The sequence below is a fragment of the Paenibacillus sp. TAF43_2 genome, from assembly GCF_052113545.1.
Taxonomy (GTDB): Bacteria; Bacillota; Bacilli; order Paenibacillales; family Paenibacillaceae; genus Pristimantibacillus.
Genome location: NZ_JBFRDK010000162.1, coordinates 1 through 16,013 on the forward strand (window position 1 = coordinate 1; position 16,013 = coordinate 16,013).

General features: G+C 44.4%; 15 protein-coding genes, 1 tRNA gene and 1 riboswitch. Of the genes, 2 read left to right on the forward strand and 14 right to left on the reverse strand.

Features of this window, described 5'->3' with window-relative positions; genetic code table 11:
• The 13 genes from AB4Z17_RS25820 to AB4Z17_RS25880 all read right to left on the reverse strand — a co-directional run.
• Positions 1–491: HAD family hydrolase (locus AB4Z17_RS25820; RefSeq protein WP_441962965.1), on the reverse strand; the 491-nt coding region annotated here is incomplete at its 3' end.
• 171 nt (positions 492–662) lie between these two features.
• Positions 663–1,265: a nitroreductase family protein gene (locus AB4Z17_RS25825; protein ID WP_339208690.1), complete on the reverse strand. Its 603-nt coding sequence runs from the start codon at positions 1,263–1,265 to the stop codon at positions 663–665.
• Complete coding sequence (locus AB4Z17_RS25830; RefSeq protein WP_441962967.1) at positions 1,262–2,164, reverse strand: DUF2339 domain-containing protein; 903 nt, start codon at positions 2,162–2,164, stop codon at positions 1,262–1,264. The genes AB4Z17_RS25825 and AB4Z17_RS25830 overlap by 4 nt, the downstream gene beginning before the upstream one ends.
• Entirely contained in the window at positions 2,164–2,604 is a 441-nt protein-coding gene (locus tag AB4Z17_RS25835) for a DUF2339 domain-containing protein (protein WP_441962983.1), read from the reverse strand. Before AB4Z17_RS25835 ends, AB4Z17_RS25830 begins: the two co-directional genes overlap by 1 nt.
• A 51-nt stretch (positions 2,605–2,655) precedes the next feature.
• Positions 2,656–3,366: a YwaF family protein gene (locus tag AB4Z17_RS25840; RefSeq protein WP_441962969.1), complete on the reverse strand. Its 711-nt coding sequence runs from the start codon at positions 3,364–3,366 to the stop codon at positions 2,656–2,658.
• An 82-nt stretch (positions 3,367–3,448) separates the two neighbouring features.
• Positions 3,449–4,147 carry a response regulator gene (locus AB4Z17_RS25845; RefSeq protein ID WP_441909709.1) on the reverse strand — a complete coding sequence of 233 codons (699 nt, stop codon included), beginning with the start codon at positions 4,145–4,147 and terminating at the stop codon, positions 3,449–3,451.
• The gene (locus tag AB4Z17_RS25850) at positions 4,140–5,543 is read right to left on the reverse strand and encodes a sensor histidine kinase (protein ID WP_441962971.1); all 1,404 of its coding nucleotides are present in this window, start codon (positions 5,541–5,543) and stop codon (positions 4,140–4,142) included. The genes AB4Z17_RS25845 and AB4Z17_RS25850 overlap by 8 nt, the downstream gene beginning before the upstream one ends.
• A gap of 23 nt (positions 5,544–5,566) precedes the next feature.
• Entirely contained in the window at positions 5,567–6,295 is a 729-nt protein-coding gene (locus AB4Z17_RS25855) for a DUF6081 family protein (protein WP_441962973.1), read from the reverse strand.
• Between the two features lie 29 nt (positions 6,296–6,324).
• Positions 6,325–7,236, reverse strand: coding sequence for a prenyltransferase (locus AB4Z17_RS25860; protein ID WP_441962985.1), 912 nt, complete (start codon positions 7,234–7,236; stop codon positions 6,325–6,327).
• 73 nt (positions 7,237–7,309) lie between these two features.
• Positions 7,310–8,353 carry a hypothetical protein gene (locus AB4Z17_RS25865; protein WP_441962975.1) on the reverse strand — a complete coding sequence of 348 codons (1,044 nt, stop codon included), beginning with the start codon at positions 8,351–8,353 and terminating at the stop codon, positions 7,310–7,312.
• Positions 8,350–10,122 carry an HSP90 family protein gene (locus AB4Z17_RS25870; RefSeq protein WP_441962977.1) on the reverse strand — a complete coding sequence of 591 codons (1,773 nt, stop codon included), beginning with the start codon at positions 10,120–10,122 and terminating at the stop codon, positions 8,350–8,352. The genes AB4Z17_RS25865 and AB4Z17_RS25870 overlap by 4 nt, the downstream gene beginning before the upstream one ends.
• A 156-nt stretch (positions 10,123–10,278) precedes the next feature.
• On the reverse strand, positions 10,279–11,982 hold the full coding sequence (locus AB4Z17_RS25875; protein WP_441962979.1) for a methyl-accepting chemotaxis protein: 1,704 nt from the start codon (positions 11,980–11,982) through the stop codon (positions 10,279–10,281).
• Between the two features lie 139 nt (positions 11,983–12,121).
• Positions 12,122–12,206, reverse strand: a riboswitch (cyclic di-GMP riboswitch).
• 72 nt (positions 12,207–12,278) lie between these two features.
• A complete protein-coding gene (locus AB4Z17_RS25880; RefSeq protein ID WP_076268111.1) occupies positions 12,279–13,049 on the reverse strand; it encodes a DUF1836 domain-containing protein in 771 nt (256 codons plus the stop codon).
• A gap of 256 nt (positions 13,050–13,305) precedes the next feature.
• On the opposite strand from AB4Z17_RS25880, the gene AB4Z17_RS25885 reads away from it, so the two are divergent.
• Entirely contained in the window at positions 13,306–14,625 is a 1,320-nt protein-coding gene (locus tag AB4Z17_RS25885) for a hemolysin family protein (protein ID WP_076268110.1), read from the forward strand.
• Positions 14,626–14,690: 65 nt separating this feature from the next.
• Here the strand turns inward: AB4Z17_RS25885 and AB4Z17_RS25890 are convergent, their stop codons facing one another.
• Positions 14,691–15,821: a glycerate kinase gene (locus AB4Z17_RS25890; RefSeq protein ID WP_441962981.1), complete on the reverse strand. Its 1,131-nt coding sequence runs from the start codon at positions 15,819–15,821 to the stop codon at positions 14,691–14,693.
• An 85-nt stretch (positions 15,822–15,906) separates the two neighbouring features.
• Between AB4Z17_RS25890 and AB4Z17_RS25895 the strand changes: the two genes are divergently transcribed.
• A tRNA-Thr gene (locus AB4Z17_RS25895) sits at positions 15,907–15,982 on the forward strand.
• The last annotated feature ends 31 nt before the right edge of the window (positions 15,983–16,013 follow it).

The window sequence follows — 16,013 nt, forward strand, 5'->3', positions numbered from 1 at the left end:
CTATTAGGCTTAGCAATTCCCATTCCATCAGAAATGAATATGTGTTCTTCATTTATCCATGATAATAGGGATAATGCGCTAACTTTGCTCATTTGATGCTCTACCGGGCCATTCGTAATCAAGCCAATTTCAATGCCTCTAGCTTCCAGCTGCTCGAACAGCTCAGCCGTATTTGCTCGGAGCTTAATCTGCAATTGCTCCTGCTCGTAGTTCCGCTGAAGCTGCTCGGCTGCCGCGCTCGACACAGCTATGCCCATATCAAAGAACGCCGATACCGTCCGCTGGATGCGAAGCTCCTCTAGTGATAATTCACCTCTTGCATGCTGCTCCCATAAACGATCACTGTGTCTTCTGATACGTTTGTACACATCTTCTATAAGAAAGCTCCCCATGAAATGTTTTGCCAAGTCAGTACCCTGAGCAGCAAGCCGAAAGGGCTGAAGCTGATCGTACAAGGTATCGTCCAAATCAAAATAGACCGCTTTAATCACTCGTTATCACCTATCTTTGCACCATGCTGTCGCTTTAAATCTTTTTTCATTATAGCGCTTATGGCAAAAGTTAACTATAAAATCAAAGACAATATTCATACGGCATAAAAAAAGATCGCCCCTATAAATTAGGAACGATCTTTGGCTCAAAGCTAATATATAAAATAGTGCTTATTTAAATACTTTCACACGCTCATCGATCGGTTGATACGTTTTTTCGCCTGGAGCTGCTGTTGGTTTGCCAAACGGCATTTGAGCAACAAGCTGCCAAGAATCCGGCAATGACCATGTCGTTTTTACTTCTTCATCAATAAGTGGATTGTAGTGCTGAAGTGAAGCGCCGAAACCTTCATTCTCAAGCGCCGTCCAGATTACAAATTGATGCATACCTGAAGTATGCTGCGACCAGATCGGGAAGTTGTGAGCATATGCTGGGAAGTTGGCCATCAAGCCGTCAACGACTTGTTTATCTTCAAAAAACAATACGGTACCGTATCCGCTTTTGAAAGCGCCCATTTTTTGCTCAGTTGCCTCGAATTGATCTGCTGCAATCATATTGCGAAGCGTATTCGTCGTAATATCCCACAATTTATCATGATTTTCACCAAGCAATACAACGACACGAGTGCTTTGTGAATTAAATGATGATGGAGTATGCTTGACCGCTTCATGTACCAATTCTACAATTTTGTCATCGGAGATAACGGCCTCCTTGCTAATGCCGTAGATCGAGCGTCTTTTACTTACTGCTTCCAAAAAAGCTTGTGATGTCATTTTTTCTCCTGCCTCTCACATGTTGTGTGTCTTCCATCTATTAACAGTACACCCACCTTGTAAAGTGCCTCTTGCCCGCTTAAATCCATAAATATCGCTTTAATTGCAACGATAACAAGTACCACTGAACCGAATGCACGAAACAGCAGCTCGCGATAATAAGCCCCCCACAAAATTAGCAGCAATGCATAGCAGCCCCAAGAAACAGACAAAGCCAATCCTAAATAACTTGAAGCGGAATCATACATATATTCTGTGAAAATATTTTCAATTTGCCTTGTCAGCAATCCGCCGACGATGAGATGGGATAACAGCGCATACACACGAGCAAGCATCCGATTCGCTCGATCAGTGAGCTGAGGAATGACAAGCTTTCTAGAAAAGAAGAAACCCAGTGCAGCCAGCACCATCCATGCAACGGCCCCCCAATTCAGAAACGGGATGTACATCCCAAACCATTCGCTGCGAGGAGTGTCCCAAGTGACTACATACCAATAACATCCGACCACAAACCAGATAGCGAGCGAGCCGATGCTTAGCAGAATCCAGCGCTTAACATAGCCGATTGCTGCTGCTATCGCAGCTATGCAGCCCCATAGCAGCACCGTAATTAAAGGCTTTGACTCATATCCGCCGCCAATGCTGCTTACCGACACGAGAATCAACAGCAAACCGCCAAGGAAATACACGCCTGAGGATGGCGTAATCTTGTTTGTTAACATATAAATAACGAAACCACCGATTAAATAAACGATTCCGATAAAAGAGAGTATGTACCCATAAGCCACTTCACCGTTTAAAATGAATAATGCCCAAAATCCAAATAGAATGCCATTTATCGCGTTCATATACAAATCCATTCCCTCAAAGGATAACTTATTGCTCCATGAAGAGACCATTAATCCGATTGTATAAAAGAGAAAAGCTGCGAGCGCATCAGCGGAGATAATAAACCACCCAGCATCGCTATATTCATCAGCAGCCTAGACATAAACTTATACGCATAAACGGAGATTCCAATGGTTACTGCACTCATTCCAAGCAAGACGGTCATTGGGTCCCACATTCGGTAATAAATTCCCGCAAAAGAAAACGTGGCATACAAAATGCAAGCGGCCATGCCAATCAAGATTTCACCAATCGGATTGCGCGGCAGCCGGCTTGCGAGCTTCAAGCCGGCTGCGCCTACACCCGCTCCGCTTATCATACCAAAGCCAATCTTCATCGACTCCGTAATCCAGCCTTGATCTATCGAATATTTGAACAACGTGATAAAAGCAGCCATAACGAACAATACCCCAAGCAGTGAAGTCCAGTGTCTATTCACCATTTCCTGCATCTCTTTCACTTTCCCACCTTCTCTCTGTAAATAACAAATTCATTTCTGATATTACTGAGCAGAACTGCTTGGTTTATCGAATCTTAAGCGATCGAGCAGCCTTACAGCGGCATATAGCAGCAAAAATATAACAAATGCAATAAGCTCCAGCTGCAGCAAATACCATGGCCATGACCCCAGAATATCAAGCAACGAGGCTGTTCCCGGTTTTTCAGCTAAAAACATAAAGTTTGTTTTACCCGATGCCACGTTCGTAATCGCAGCCGGAATAGCGAATACATGCAGCCAAACCTGAGCCTTCACTACGGAAAAGAAAGTCGGTCGATAGCGTTCTACTACGACGATAAATAGCGCTGCGCTAACGATCCCTATATGTGCGATAAAAAATTGAAAATAACGAAAATGCGGAAACGCTTCATCTAAATTAGGAGTTAACAGCGCCTGCAGCGCCCCCATGCTTCCAAGAAAAAATAAAGCATCATACAGGCTTTTGGGGTTCCAAAGCAATACGACCGCGCTAACCAAAAGCATTAAGCTGCAAAGCTGAAATGGCAGCGAGCCTACTCCCCAATTATCATTGAGAATATAAGATAGCTGAAGCGAGACCTCGCAGCATATTAGCAAAATAGCCAGCCCTATTCGTACCATCTTGTTTATTCTAGGCACTCTCATTCGCTTCCGGAAAACGATAATACAGATAATGGCTGCAACGAGAATCGCCAATGCCCCAAAATGAGCAGCCGAGAACATTTCAAAATCCATCGGTATGCCTCCAATCTGTTGATGTAAGCGTTCTTCTACTATCTATTTTGTAAAAAATGACATAAAAAAAATAGTACCAACTTTACATGGTACTATCCTCGTCCTTTTTCTTATGAAATAAGCCCATCTCTTTGGCTTTATTTGCTGCTTCGCGCGACCCGCTCAAATTCAGCTTTTTTAATATATGATTAACATGGTTTTTGACGGTACGAATCGATACAACCAGCTTGTCGGCAATCTGCGGCTGGGTATATCCTTGATCAATTAAATCAAGCAGCTGAAGCTCAGACGGCGTAATGAGATCACCGAGCTTCTTCGCCTCGAACTCGCGCTCCATCTGCTTCAGTCGGCGGAATTCCTCGCGCATCCGTTCTGCTACAGCCGCATTAATGGGGGATTGGCTCCGGTATGCCGAGCGTACAGCTTCAGGCAAGCTTTCAAAGTCAGATTTAATTTGGTAATCGATAGCTCCCGCTTGGAACGATCGAAAGATAAGCTCCTTCTCCTCCATTGACGTGAGCATGATGACCCTTGCTCCGGTAGCTATTGCCGCCTCCTCAGCGAGCAGAACGCCTTCCGGCCTTCCGTCAAGCATAATATCCATCAGCACTACATCAGCAGGCACAGACTGCTGCTTCCCTTCCATAAGCGCTTGTCTAGCGTCGTCAGCCCTGCTGGCAGTCCAAACTACTTCAATATCCTGCTCCTTGTTTAAATAAGCAACAAGGCCGCGCAGCCAATCACGATCATCCTCGACGATCCATACCTTGATTTTATCCATTTGCTTCCCTCCTCTGCGAAACATGTACATCTATTTTTGTAGCTTGAACATTCCGTTTCGGAAAAGTCATGTAGACCGATGTTCCAGCGCCCGGCACGCTTCGCAAGCCAAGCATTCCTTTATGCTTGCGCATTACATGGTACGCATAGGGCAGCCCGAGCCCAAAATTAGTGTCACTGCCGCTTTTGGTCGTATAGAACGGCTCCATTACCTTCGTTATCTCACTCTTGTCCATGCCAAGGCCCGTGTCTCTGACCTCAATAATAAGCTCTCTTTTGGTTTCGCTTAATAGAATAGACAGCACGCCTTTGTCTTGCATAGCCTCCAAAGCGTTGGCTATTATATTGCCTAAAGCCTCGCTTACCTGCGCGGGGTCGATGCGGCAGCTCCAGCCTTCGTTTAACACGCTTTGCAGCTTGATGTTRCCAAGGCTCTGGGCGTATCCTTTCATCGTCTTCTCGATAAGCGCTGCAATGTCGGTCACTTCCACACGAAGCACCAAATCCTCTGTTCGACGATGCACCCTTTGCAGCATCTCCTGCATATGGCGAGAAGCGTTCAGCACCGTTTCAACATCCGCCAGCAGCTCTTGTTGATTTGTTTCGATGGCATAAGCTTTCATCTTCTCCGAGAAAAGCCGCATTTTTCCTGCATCGTTTTTGATCGCATGATTAAGTATGGCAGTTCCCGAGGTGACTGCTCTTAACGTGGAATCGTATCTGCGGCGATCGATCTTCACTCGCACACCCATGAAGCCATAGGTGAATAATGCAATAACAAATACAGTTACGGCTAAACCAATGATCCATGTATTATAGACCCACATCCGCAGCATGCCGAAGCTTGGAAATACGTAATTCATGACCATACAGAACATAACCGGCGGCAGCACGGTTGAACATATTATCCAGTGTGTGCGAGAAAAAGAGGCATGCAGCTGCCGCTTGAGCAGTACCTGTATCGCCCCGTACATAATATAAGGAACCGCCCACCATACGACAATCTTGAACGAGATCGGATACATCGTATTATAAAATGGCGTAAACAAAACGCATAAAACAATCGGAATTAACAGTAAAAAGGGCATAAGCTGCTGCAAACGTTTTGGAAGCCGTACAGGTTTGTACGCTATAGCAAACAATGCAAAGGAATACGGCAATCCGTAGTAGGAGGTCAACGAGGAGAACGCTTGCAAGCGATAAAGAAGCTGCTGCGCTACTTGATTCATTCCAGCTTCCGCTGCTGCTGGCAGCCATTGCAGGTCAAGCACGGCAGCAAGCGCACCAGCTCCTCCGCTAAACGCCACAGCGCCTAACCAATGATTAACGGATGCTCGCCGATCGGAGAGCCATATAATGGCTGCAATAGCCCACAAAGCAATAAGAACGAATAGCATAACGCAGCTCCTTCATAACAACTTTACTCTTTAATTTCTATTGTAATGGGAGACCATTCTCCGATCACAGTCTGTCCGTGCACCGACACGCTGCCCTCCCGCGACAAATCCTTTTCCGTCATAATGCCTAGCGCAACGATAAATTGGTTAAATTTAACCGGAACATCACGCTCTCTCCGCACTTCTTGGCCATTCACAAAAAATACGACTTCATCATTGGTGCGATTGTACGTAATTTTGTACGTATTAAACTCGCGCGCCGCAAAGTTTGTGTCTTCCTTAAACACACAGAAATATCTCGTTTTATCCGTCTCCGGCACCTTTACTCCCGGAAAAGGAAGAACGGCATATACACTTGCATATTTGTCATTTCCCGCAAAAAAGTCTAGCGCACCGCCCGTCGTGAAATCAAGCAAATTCAAAGAAACAAAACCATCATAAAGATCATCAGGCGCTGTATTTTGCGAACGTGCGCGAATTTGCAGCTCAAAGCTAATCTCACCGGATTCAGGTACAAGAACAGGTTCAGCAGAATAATACATATGCTTAGCATTATCCAGTATTTGAATTTGATCGTTCGAGCGGCTAAGCGGTGCTCTTACATACAGCAGTCCATTGCGAACAATGACAACCGCATTAGGCTCTCGGTACTGCCAGAAGGTTCCGTCTTGCAGCGGAAAACCGCCGATTTTCCATACTTCCCCTTCATTTAGAATCGTATGAAAATCTCCTAAAGTCCATTGCTTCTCCATATCCATGACCTCTTTCTAAGTTGTATGCTTTAAATAAGACCTTGAATGATTAAGGCAACGATTAAGATCAAACCGCATCGCATCGTTGCTTTCAGCGAGGCACCCATAAGCGGCACGTATGCAGTCGATGCATTATTTGATGATAACCTGCCGTATACCAAATATAAAGGTATTGCTGTTGGCAGCGCCAGCAGCCCGTAAATTGGCAATGCTTCCACGACCACGCATAGGATAAGCGAAATATAGGCGAGAAAAAGCAAAATGCGCGAGAAAACGAGCGCTCTCTTTTCTCCCCAAACGACGACTAATGTTCTTTTCCCTGCTTGACGATCAGCCTGCCAGTGCAGGAAATGGTGATTAAACAATATTAGGGTAGTCAAAAGTCCTATTGGCAGCGATAACCAAAATGCCCGAGAATCTAATTGTGAGGTTTGTACAAAATAAGCGCCTACGACAGGCAGTATGCCAAAGGAGATCAAGATCGCGACTTCACTGTAGCCTTTGCCGCGGTATCCGAACTGGATCGGCGGAGCTACATAGAAATAAGCAATTAACGCCCCAAGCCCGCCAAATACGAGCACCGGCCAGCCGCTTGTTATACTAAGTATAATGCCGCAAATCGCTGCAATGCCAAATAATGCCCATGTTACGGTCGCAAAGGTGCGAATGCTCCATGTCCCTTTTGTCAGATAGCCAGAGTTGGTTGCAATGACCCCTTCCGTCGATTGAGCGGCCGTATCCGTACCGTTATAATAATCCCATAAATCATTGATCATATTAGAAAATAAATGGGCTGTTCCTGCCCCAACTATGGTGAGGATAAATAATAAAGGATTGAAAATGCCGTTCCACACAAAAGCCCCCAGCGCACCTAATGCCACGGGAATAAGCATAACAGGAAGAACGCTCAGCCTGGATGCTTTCATAAATTGTTTAAACATAAGCTGCCACTGCCCTCTCTGTTGTCGATCGTTCAATTGAACCACTTCCATTTGCTATACGTCAACACATGGATTAAAAATGGCTTAGTTTTTGAACTTGTTTAAGCTTCTGTTTGAGCAGCTCCGTGCAATAATGATTTTGGTTTCTCTGATCAAAAGCAGCAGCTAATTGTTCGGTATCCTTTACAATCATCTCATACGTAATATCGCTGCTGACATTCAGCTTTCTCCGACGGTTTTTTGCATGCCAAAATTGTAGAAATGCTCTAGCTGAAATCATATACAACAACCGATCCCAGCCTACTTTCGTATCCAGAGCATATTGTACGGTTTGTTCAAACCATTTGGCTGCTTTATGAATGTCAGTTGCTGTGTAATAAGCAAGGAAGCTCCCATATTCACTTAAGTAACCAGGGCCCTTTAACAAACGCGCGCCTTTTTTTGCCATCTTTACAGCTTCATCTGCTTGCTCTGTCTCAAGGAGCGGGAGAAGCAGATGGCTGTACGTATTTTGCGGAATGGATTTGCAGGTCATTCGCCCATCCATAATAGGCTTCATGGCTTGCAGTCCTCGCCGATATCTGCCTACTGTAAAATGATAGTAGCCAAAGCCATTTTGCTCACAGGCGCTGCAATCAGACATTCCATCTCTAGCCGTCTTGCGCCAAAGCTCATAGTTTGCTTGAGCCGACTCATGATCGCCTTGAGATAGCGCGTATCGATGAAGACATTGATAATATGGGCGCAGGCTGTGACCGTATTGTAAGCATTTTGCCTTAAAATCATTAAAAATCGAAATGATTTGATCCGTACCAAATTGCGGAAACCGCCAAATTTGATTAACAAACCATTTATAGTGCCAAATAAGGGTGAAGCTCGAATAAGCAGCCGGATCTTTTTCAAACTGGGTTAAGCACCAGGTAAATGAAACAAGAAATCGCTCTTCATAGCCCGAATCAAGCGCTGCCTCGGAATAAGACATGCGGGCGTAATAGGAGTCTTCCTTCGTCATATGCAAATCGGCTATCCGAATAGCCTCCTCAAGCACCGCAAGCTTCTGTTTTCCCTGCGGCAAGCTCCATGCCTCGCTGCGCAATTGATCATATCGCTGCTTCATAGCTCTCGCTCACCAGCCTGACTAAGACCGATTTCCAGCACCTGCATAAACGATTTGTTCATTAACTTCAGCTCCTCAGGGCCAAGAGGATATTGACCAAGCAGCAAGGCCTGCGTATAAACGGTCTCAATGCTTAGCTTCTGCATATCCGCATTCTGACAAGTCATAGCCCGCTGCATAAGCGGATTGTTAAAGTTGTAGCAAATCGTCGCATACGGCACCTCATATAACTCATGGATGACGACATCCACAATGTTTGCGAACAACTCATTAGCTTCATCTTTCGTTTGCTCTGCCATTCTCAGAAAATTCACTTCATCATTTGTATTGTATAAAGCGGCCAAATCTACTGGCTCAAATCGCTTTACTACGCTTCTGCATTGAAATGGTGCTAGCAGCTGATCCGAGAGCTCCAGAAAGGAAAGAATGCTTTTATGCTCCGCTGGAGTTATGGATTGGAAGACGTTCGAGAAATTAATCGGATCTAGAACTAACGCCTCAATATCCTCATTCAGCGCAGGCAGCTTGCGCACAAGTTCAAAATCATGGACATAACCGCCGTTAATAACCATCACATTTTGCGCTTTGGCAACGCGAGCCACTTGGCGGAATTCATCAAGCGTTGAAGATACAACGATACGTTTGTTCTGTTCCAATATATCGCTCATCTTCATCATGCCAAATGAAGTCTCAAACGACAAGAAACGGATAAACAATCGATAAAGCTCATCATCTTCGGCAGCCATCGCTTTAATGGAAGCAGAATGAATAACAATAATTTTCCCGAATAGTTCAGGGTTTGATTCTGAAAGCTGGATCATATGCTGTTTAATGTTTTCGCCAATTTCATCCTTTACGGTGTGAAAAAGCTCATTTTCCATAAATGACTCCCGAGAAGCCGTTGGTCGAAGTCCATTCGTATTCATGATACACGTAACAAAAAAAGCCCAATCCGGAAGCATATTGTTAACTTGATCGGAAAGCAGCATACGTTTCATATATACCTTATGTTTTTTCTCGGCTTGCAAGCTTACAGCATAAGGAAGAATATAAGCGACACCCTCAAGCTCACCAATTACTGATTTTAAAGGTATGGCATCCAAGAAGGTTTGATACAAGTGATCTTCGCCATAGGTGAGCGCATCACTGCTATTCATGGACCACGGAGGAGTTTCCTCGTTAATCCTAATATCTGTTTTCCCTTCGGACAAATGAATCGGAACTGGCAGGAACTGACCATAATGGCTCATTAACTCCATCACACGATCCCATTCATAATAATCCTCGTAACCCTCCTTGCATGTCAAAAACACGGTGGTGCCGATTGGAGCATCCTTCTCAAGCTTGCGGATCGAGTACGTGCCGTCTGGCCGCCCGCGCCATTCTAAAGTATCGCCTTCTAGAGCGGAGCGGGTAATAACAACGATCTCGCCGCTCACTACGAAGCAGGACAGCAAGCCCACGCCAAATTGTCCAATATAGTCGTCTGCTGAATCCATTTCGTCACGCTTGGAGGTACTTCCGATTTGAGCCAAAAAAAGCTGGATTTCGGATTCGGACAAGCCTATTCCATTATCGTGAACGGCAATCGTTCGAGAACCGTAAATTTCAACTGTTACGCGTGCATCAAAGCGATGTCCAAGCCGTTTGCGTGCCGTTATCGCATCAACGCCATTTTGCAGTAATTCCCTAATGAACACGCCTGGGCTCGAATATAAATGCTTTGAGAGAAGCTCGATCATCCCTTGTAAATTAACTTGAAAGTTCATTTCGCTCATCCTGTCTCCCATAGTGGATCTGTTTTTTATTGGTTCCATTCATTGATTCGGCATTATACTCGCTTATCCTTCTTTATTTGCACAAAGAGGCAGGCAGCACCCAAACCTATGGATGCTGCCTGCCTCACTCGATTATCATTTTGTTGCTTACACTTTGAAAACAGATGCTTTCTCCTTCAAATCCTGCGAGGAAAGTGAAAGCTTCTCCGCTAGGGTGCGCAAATCATCCGAAATATCATTTTGCTTAACAGAAAGCTCGCTCATATGTTCCATTTTGCCATTTACTTCTGAAGACGTAGTCAATAGCTTGTCTACTGCAGACACGATATGAGACATGCCTGTTGTGATTTCACTGATTGCCGTAGAAATCTCGCTCACTTGATCTGACAGCATGCTGCTTTGTGATTCCAGCGCTTGGAATGTGCTGCTTGCGGTTTCGGATGCTTGACGCGTCGTGTTAATAACATTCGCGAAGCTGCCGATCGTGCGGCTGCTTGCTGCCACATCGCTTTGTATGAGCGTCAGCTCCTTCGTGATCTGCTTCGAGATCATATCGGTTTGACTGGACAGCTTGCGGATCTCGTCAGCGACAACAGCGAATCCTCTGCCATGCTCACCCGCTCTTGCCGATTCAATGGATGCGTTCAGTGACAACAAATTTGTCTGTGTGTTCAAATCCTGAATGCCGTTCAAAAACTTAGCGACATTGTTATATCGTTCATTCATCGTTTCGAAAGCTTCAGTTAGCTTTGAAAACTGGTCTACTGTTTCATTTACCATCGAGACCACGCCAGCCATCTGCTGCGTGCCGTTATGAGATGATTGCTTCATATTTTGCATATCATTGTTTATGTATTCACTCGACGCAGCAATTTGCTGAGAGCTTGCTGAGATTTCTTCGGTAACTGCCGAAATGGATGAAGCATCGTCATACTGCGACAGCAACACTTTTCTGCCCAGCTCCACTTGGCCATTTACATCCTCTGATGCTTTTCGATTAATACCAATCATATTATCCATATTATTCGAAATGTGGAGCACGGATTCGCTCACTTCAAGCGTAGCTTTAATCGTTTCTCGCAGCTGATCGCCCATATTAGCCAAATCATGGTCGAGGTCGCCAAATTCGTCAGAGCGAACGAGTTTTTCTTGACTTGTAAAATCATTATTGCCATATTGCTTAATTCTTTTTGTAATGCCTACAAGTCCTGTTCTAATTGATTGTGAGATGACAAAAATCATAATGGCAGGCAGAATAGCAAGCAAAATGACATTAATAAGAACAATTACGTTCGCACTGGATATGTCTTTATTAAGAAGCTTCTGCGTCGCGTTAGCGTCTGCGGTCAAACGCTCGTGCATTGTATCGTTGGAATAACTTAGAATGACGGTATATACGCTTATTAGATTGCTTATGCGGAGCGATTTCTCATCTGATGATAATCCACTCACGTCTGTATTCGTCACTTTCAAGTTATCTAATGCAAGCTTAAGAACATTAACCTGATTCGCATAATAAGGACCATCTTCCGTTGCAGGCGGATATTTCTTATCCATATCGATAAGCTGTTTCTCTAATTCATCGATGTTGGCAGGCATCGTTTCCAAATCCTTCATGATCAGCGTTGCATCGCTTTTGCCATTTTCAATGGCATCTACCATTAGAAGCATCACTTTCAGCAGCCTATTCGATATACCCTGATAATTGCGTTCAGCACGCTGCAATTCCTCTGAACCTTCGACCGAGGTTGCTACTGAATGATTTTGAAAATAAATCAAAACGCCCGAGCCTACATTAAAAAGTGTGATGATTGCGGTAACAAGCAATAATTTGCTCGTTATTTTCTTCAAACTCAATTTCTTAAACAGTATTTTCGCTCTCTCTATCCTATCCTTAAAAACCATCCTGCTTGCTCTCTCCTCTGTCTCCTGAAAACAAAAAAAGCTATCCAGCCACAGGAGGCGGACAGCTCAGTTAGCTTATTATCCTTCCGGCGGTCTGGCAGCCATAGTGCGTACACCTTAGGCCCATAACTTTGCGTCCTTGTCTTTCAACAAGTTTGCCTTTTTCAGTTTGTCTATTTTGTAGTTTACAACTTAAACCAGTATAGGACTATTTAGTGAGTTTGTCATCCCTTGAACCATATTTATTCTGTGGCTAAAAATAAGGTTGCATTGCAATAACGCCTTGCTAACGAATGAAAATAGGAGGTTTGGATGGAAATAACCGCAACGAGCAATATATTTCGCACCGCTTCCCATTGTTTTTCCGTTAAATTCGGCAATCTGCTTGCAAATTGATTCGCTGAAGAGCGAATGACATGCTCTGTCAATAAATCTTGATGCGGATTTTCCTTCAAATGACCGGAAATGTCGAGCAGTTGATCGTTATTCGCATCAAGCTCCTCAAACATACTGGTATAAGATGCATATAATTCAATAGGCCCAACTAAATCGTCTGCTTCATCCTCTGGTTTCTTGAAGACGATCTCAAAAAGCTTGCGTATTGATTCAAAATCGAGATTTGACTTTAAATCATCAATAATGAATAATAACGCAGCTTGGTTCAAAGAATATTTTTTCCCAGCTTTCGGACAATCGAAATAAGGTTTGAAATCTCGCTTTACCCAGTTTTGCATGGAGGTAATCGACAGATTCGAATATTCGATTAGTTGGCCCAACGCAGCAATTTCATGTAGTGAAAAGCCTTTAATCTCATTTCCTTTAATAAGCTTTTCCATAATTGGAGGCAGCAGCGTAGACATAAATGCAGGCAGTCCCGTGCCTTTCTCCAAATCACATTGATGCGTTTTGGTCCATGCGGCTTGCAGCACTTGCAGCGGCTTCAAATTATACTTTCCGTCCAGAGCCAGCAGCAAGCAAGCCATCTCTTTTCGAGTAAGCGTAAAGGACTCCATATCGCTTCCTCCTCGCGCATTCGTCTTGCATTCCTATATTACAAGTTCATATGAACTCATCATATGCCGGAGAATGACGCTTGTAAAGGCTCGAAAATCAATGAGAATAAGCCTTTCATTCTCGTTAAATCGCTTTTAAAGCGCGTATAAGGCTGTTACCGTTGGATATGGCATTTGTCATATCATGTAATCATTCGTTATAGTAGATCATAAGAATAAAAAAAATATAAACATAAAAGGGTAGTGAAAAACGAAAATGGGTATAGGATTCAATTTATTCATGATTGCTCTTCTTATTTTATTAACTGCTTTTTTCGTCGCAACGGAGTTCGCCATCATCAGACTTCGCTCCAGTCGGATCGATCAGTTAGTGCTTGAGGGCCGGAAGAACGCACTTGCCGTTCAACGGGTTACGAGTAATCTGGATGCCTACTTGTCAGCCTGTCAATTAGGTATTACTATTACAGCGCTCGGGCTGGGCTGGCTGGGAGAACCGACAGTTGAAAAAATGCTTTTACCCTTGTTTGAACGTTTTGCTATTAACGATGACATCAGTCATATTCTATCCTTTTTAATCGCATTTATTTCGGTCACATTCCTGCATGTTGTTGTCGGGGAGCTTGCACCAAAAACGTGGGCGATCCAGAAAGCTGAATTTATTAGCTTCTTAACAGCAAAACCGATTATTTTATTCCACAAAATTTTATATCCTTTCATTTGGTTGCTAAATGGCTCGGCTAACGCTTTGGTTCGCTTGTTCGGATTGAAACCAGCTACAGAGCATGAAGAAGCACACTCGGAAGAAGAAATTCAAATTATTCTTAACGAGAGCTACCAAAGCGGAAAGATTAACAATACAGAATACGGATATGTAAGCCGCATTTTCGCTTTTGACGAATTGCTGGCCAAAGAAATTATGGTGCCCCGCACCGATATGATTTGTTTGTATACAAACAAATCATTAGCTGAGAACATGGAAATTATTCGCAAGGAACAATATACGCGTTTCCCGGTCGCACTTGAGAGCAAGGATAACATCGTCGGCATGATTAACACGAAGCAGCTTTTCCTAGAATATGAATCTGATCGTGATTTGGATTTCAAAAAGCTTGTTCATCCTGTACTGAGCGTTTCCGAGGTTACGCCAGTCAAAATGCTTCTTAAGCGAATGCAATTAGAACGTGTTCACATCGCTATTCTCGTCGATGAATACGGCGGTACTTCCGGCCTGATTACAATTGAAGATATTTTGGAAGAAATCGTTGGTGAAATTCGTGATGAATTTGACGCCGACGAACGCAAGGAAATCGAACAGCTGGCTGATAACTGCTATCTTCTCGATGGTAAAGTATCACTTAGCGAGCTGAGCGATCTAACCGGCATGAACTTCGAGGAAGAGGATGTGGATACGGTCGGCGGCTGGTTGTACAGTCAAGTGACCGATCCAAAGCCAGGCAAAGAGCACTTTTACGAAAATTATAAATTTATCATTCGCGAGACGAGCAAAAACCGGATTCGCAAGGTCGAAATGCTAATTGAGCAAAATCAAGAAGCCGTTGAAGGCGAAACCGCATAACGATAGGTTAACAAGAAAGAAGCAGCCATTGCTCATTGCATAGGCTGCTTCTTTTTTTTATGACATTATAACAAGCTGAAAATATGAACGATTCGATCAAGCAGCCACTCATCCGTGTGGTCTATCGCCTCTTCTACAGAACATGGACCCGGCACGAGCGAGAAGCCTGCACGAAGACCAAGCTCCGACGTGTATGCTGAACTCGCATCAATTGACCCGCAAACGGCGATAACAGGGATGCGCTGCCCCCGAGCGGCATCACATATCGCCTTGATCACCTTGCCTGAACCCGTTTGACTGTCTAATCTCCCTTCGCCTGTCAAAATCCAATCAGCGCCAACAATATGCTCCTCAAATCCAATTCTATCCATAACAAGTTTTGCTCCAGCGTGCATAGCCGCGTCAAAAAAAGCTAAAAGTGCTGCACCTGTTCCTCCTGCCGCTCCGCCGCCTGGCAAATTCGCCACATCAATTCCTGTATGCTTGTATATGCCTTCAGCAAAATGAGCTAATGCAAGGTCAAGCTGCTTGACTGCTTCTGACGATGCTCCCTTCTGAGGGCCGTAAACCAAAGAGGCTCCATGCTCCCCGCACAATGGATTACGTACATCGCCAGCAATAATGAAGCTGCTTTCTCGAATGCTCGAATGGAAACCAGTATCATCAATTGATGCAAGCTTCGACAAATGAACGCCTCCAAGCGGCAGCTCAGCTCCACTTTCATCTAACAGCTTCATTCCGAGCGCCTGCAGCATGCCCGATCCGGCATCATTGGTCGCGCTGCCTCCTAAGCAAATAATAAATTGACGATAACCAGAACCGAGTGCATGCCGAATCAATTCACCGGTGCCAAATGTTGAAGCGATAAGCGGATTTTTCTCTTCACTCTTGAGCAAAGCAAGACCAGATGCTTCAGCAAGCTCAATAACCGCGGTTTGGCCATCTCCCAGTACGCCATATCTTGCATGAATGCTTCGGCTGAGCGGGTCGTGAACAGGAACCTCGATAAAACTCCCGCCTGTAGCTTGTACCAATATCTCCATCGTACCTTCACCGCCATCAGCCATTGGGAGCTGTAAGATTTCAGCATGTGGATGTACTGTGCGAATGCCTGCTTCCATTGTGCTAGCAATTTGAAATGCGCTGCTTGACCCCTTAAACGCATCCGGTGCAATAACGATTTTCACCCTAATCATCCTTTCAGAAAAAAAAATAAAAAAACACTTGCAATTATTTCAGTTTATATGCGATAATACATCTTGTGTTTAGCGAATACATCTTGCCGTTGTAGCTCAACTGGTAGAGCAACTGACTTGTAATCAGTAGGTTGGGGGTTCAAGTCCTCTCGACGGCACCATCTTTTCCCGGGACGTAGCTCAGCTTGGTAG

Excerpts from the sequence above, each read along its gene's own strand:
- AB4Z17_RS25865 (WP_441962975.1), bottom strand. The coding sequence starts at position 8,353 with ATGAAGCAGCGATATGATCAATTGCGCAGCGAGGCATGGAGCTTGCCG.
- AB4Z17_RS25840 (WP_441962969.1), bottom strand. The coding sequence starts at position 3,366 with ATGGATTTTGAAATGTTCTCGGCTGCTCATTTTGGGGCATTGGCGATT.
- AB4Z17_RS25885 (WP_076268110.1), top strand. The coding sequence starts at position 13,306 with ATGGGTATAGGATTCAATTTATTCATGATTGCTCTTCTTATTTTATTA.
- AB4Z17_RS25870 (WP_441962977.1), bottom strand. The coding sequence starts at position 10,122 with ATGAACTTTCAAGTTAATTTACAAGGGATGATCGAGCTTCTCTCAAAG.
- AB4Z17_RS25830 (WP_441962967.1), bottom strand. The coding sequence starts at position 2,164 with ATGGTCTCTTCATGGAGCAATAAGTTATCCTTTGAGGGAATGGATTTG.
- AB4Z17_RS25890 (WP_441962981.1), bottom strand. The coding sequence starts at position 15,821 with ATGATTAGGGTGAAAATCGTTATTGCACCGGATGCGTTTAAGGGGTCA.
- AB4Z17_RS25845 (WP_441909709.1), bottom strand. The coding sequence starts at position 4,147 with ATGGATAAAATCAAGGTATGGATCGTCGAGGATGATCGTGATTGGCTG.
- AB4Z17_RS25880 (WP_076268111.1), bottom strand. The coding sequence starts at position 13,049 with ATGGAGTCCTTTACGCTTACTCGAAAAGAGATGGCTTGCTTGCTGCTG.
- AB4Z17_RS25860 (WP_441962985.1), bottom strand. The coding sequence starts at position 7,236 with ATGTTTAAACAATTTATGAAAGCATCCAGGCTGAGCGTTCTTCCTGTT.
- AB4Z17_RS25855 (WP_441962973.1), bottom strand. The coding sequence starts at position 6,295 with ATGGAGAAGCAATGGACTTTAGGAGATTTTCATACGATTCTAAATGAA.
- AB4Z17_RS25835 (WP_441962983.1), bottom strand. The coding sequence starts at position 2,604 with ATGCAGGAAATGGTGAATAGACACTGGACTTCACTGCTTGGGGTATTG.
- AB4Z17_RS25825 (WP_339208690.1), bottom strand. The coding sequence starts at position 1,265 with ATGACATCACAAGCTTTTTTGGAAGCAGTAAGTAAAAGACGCTCGATC.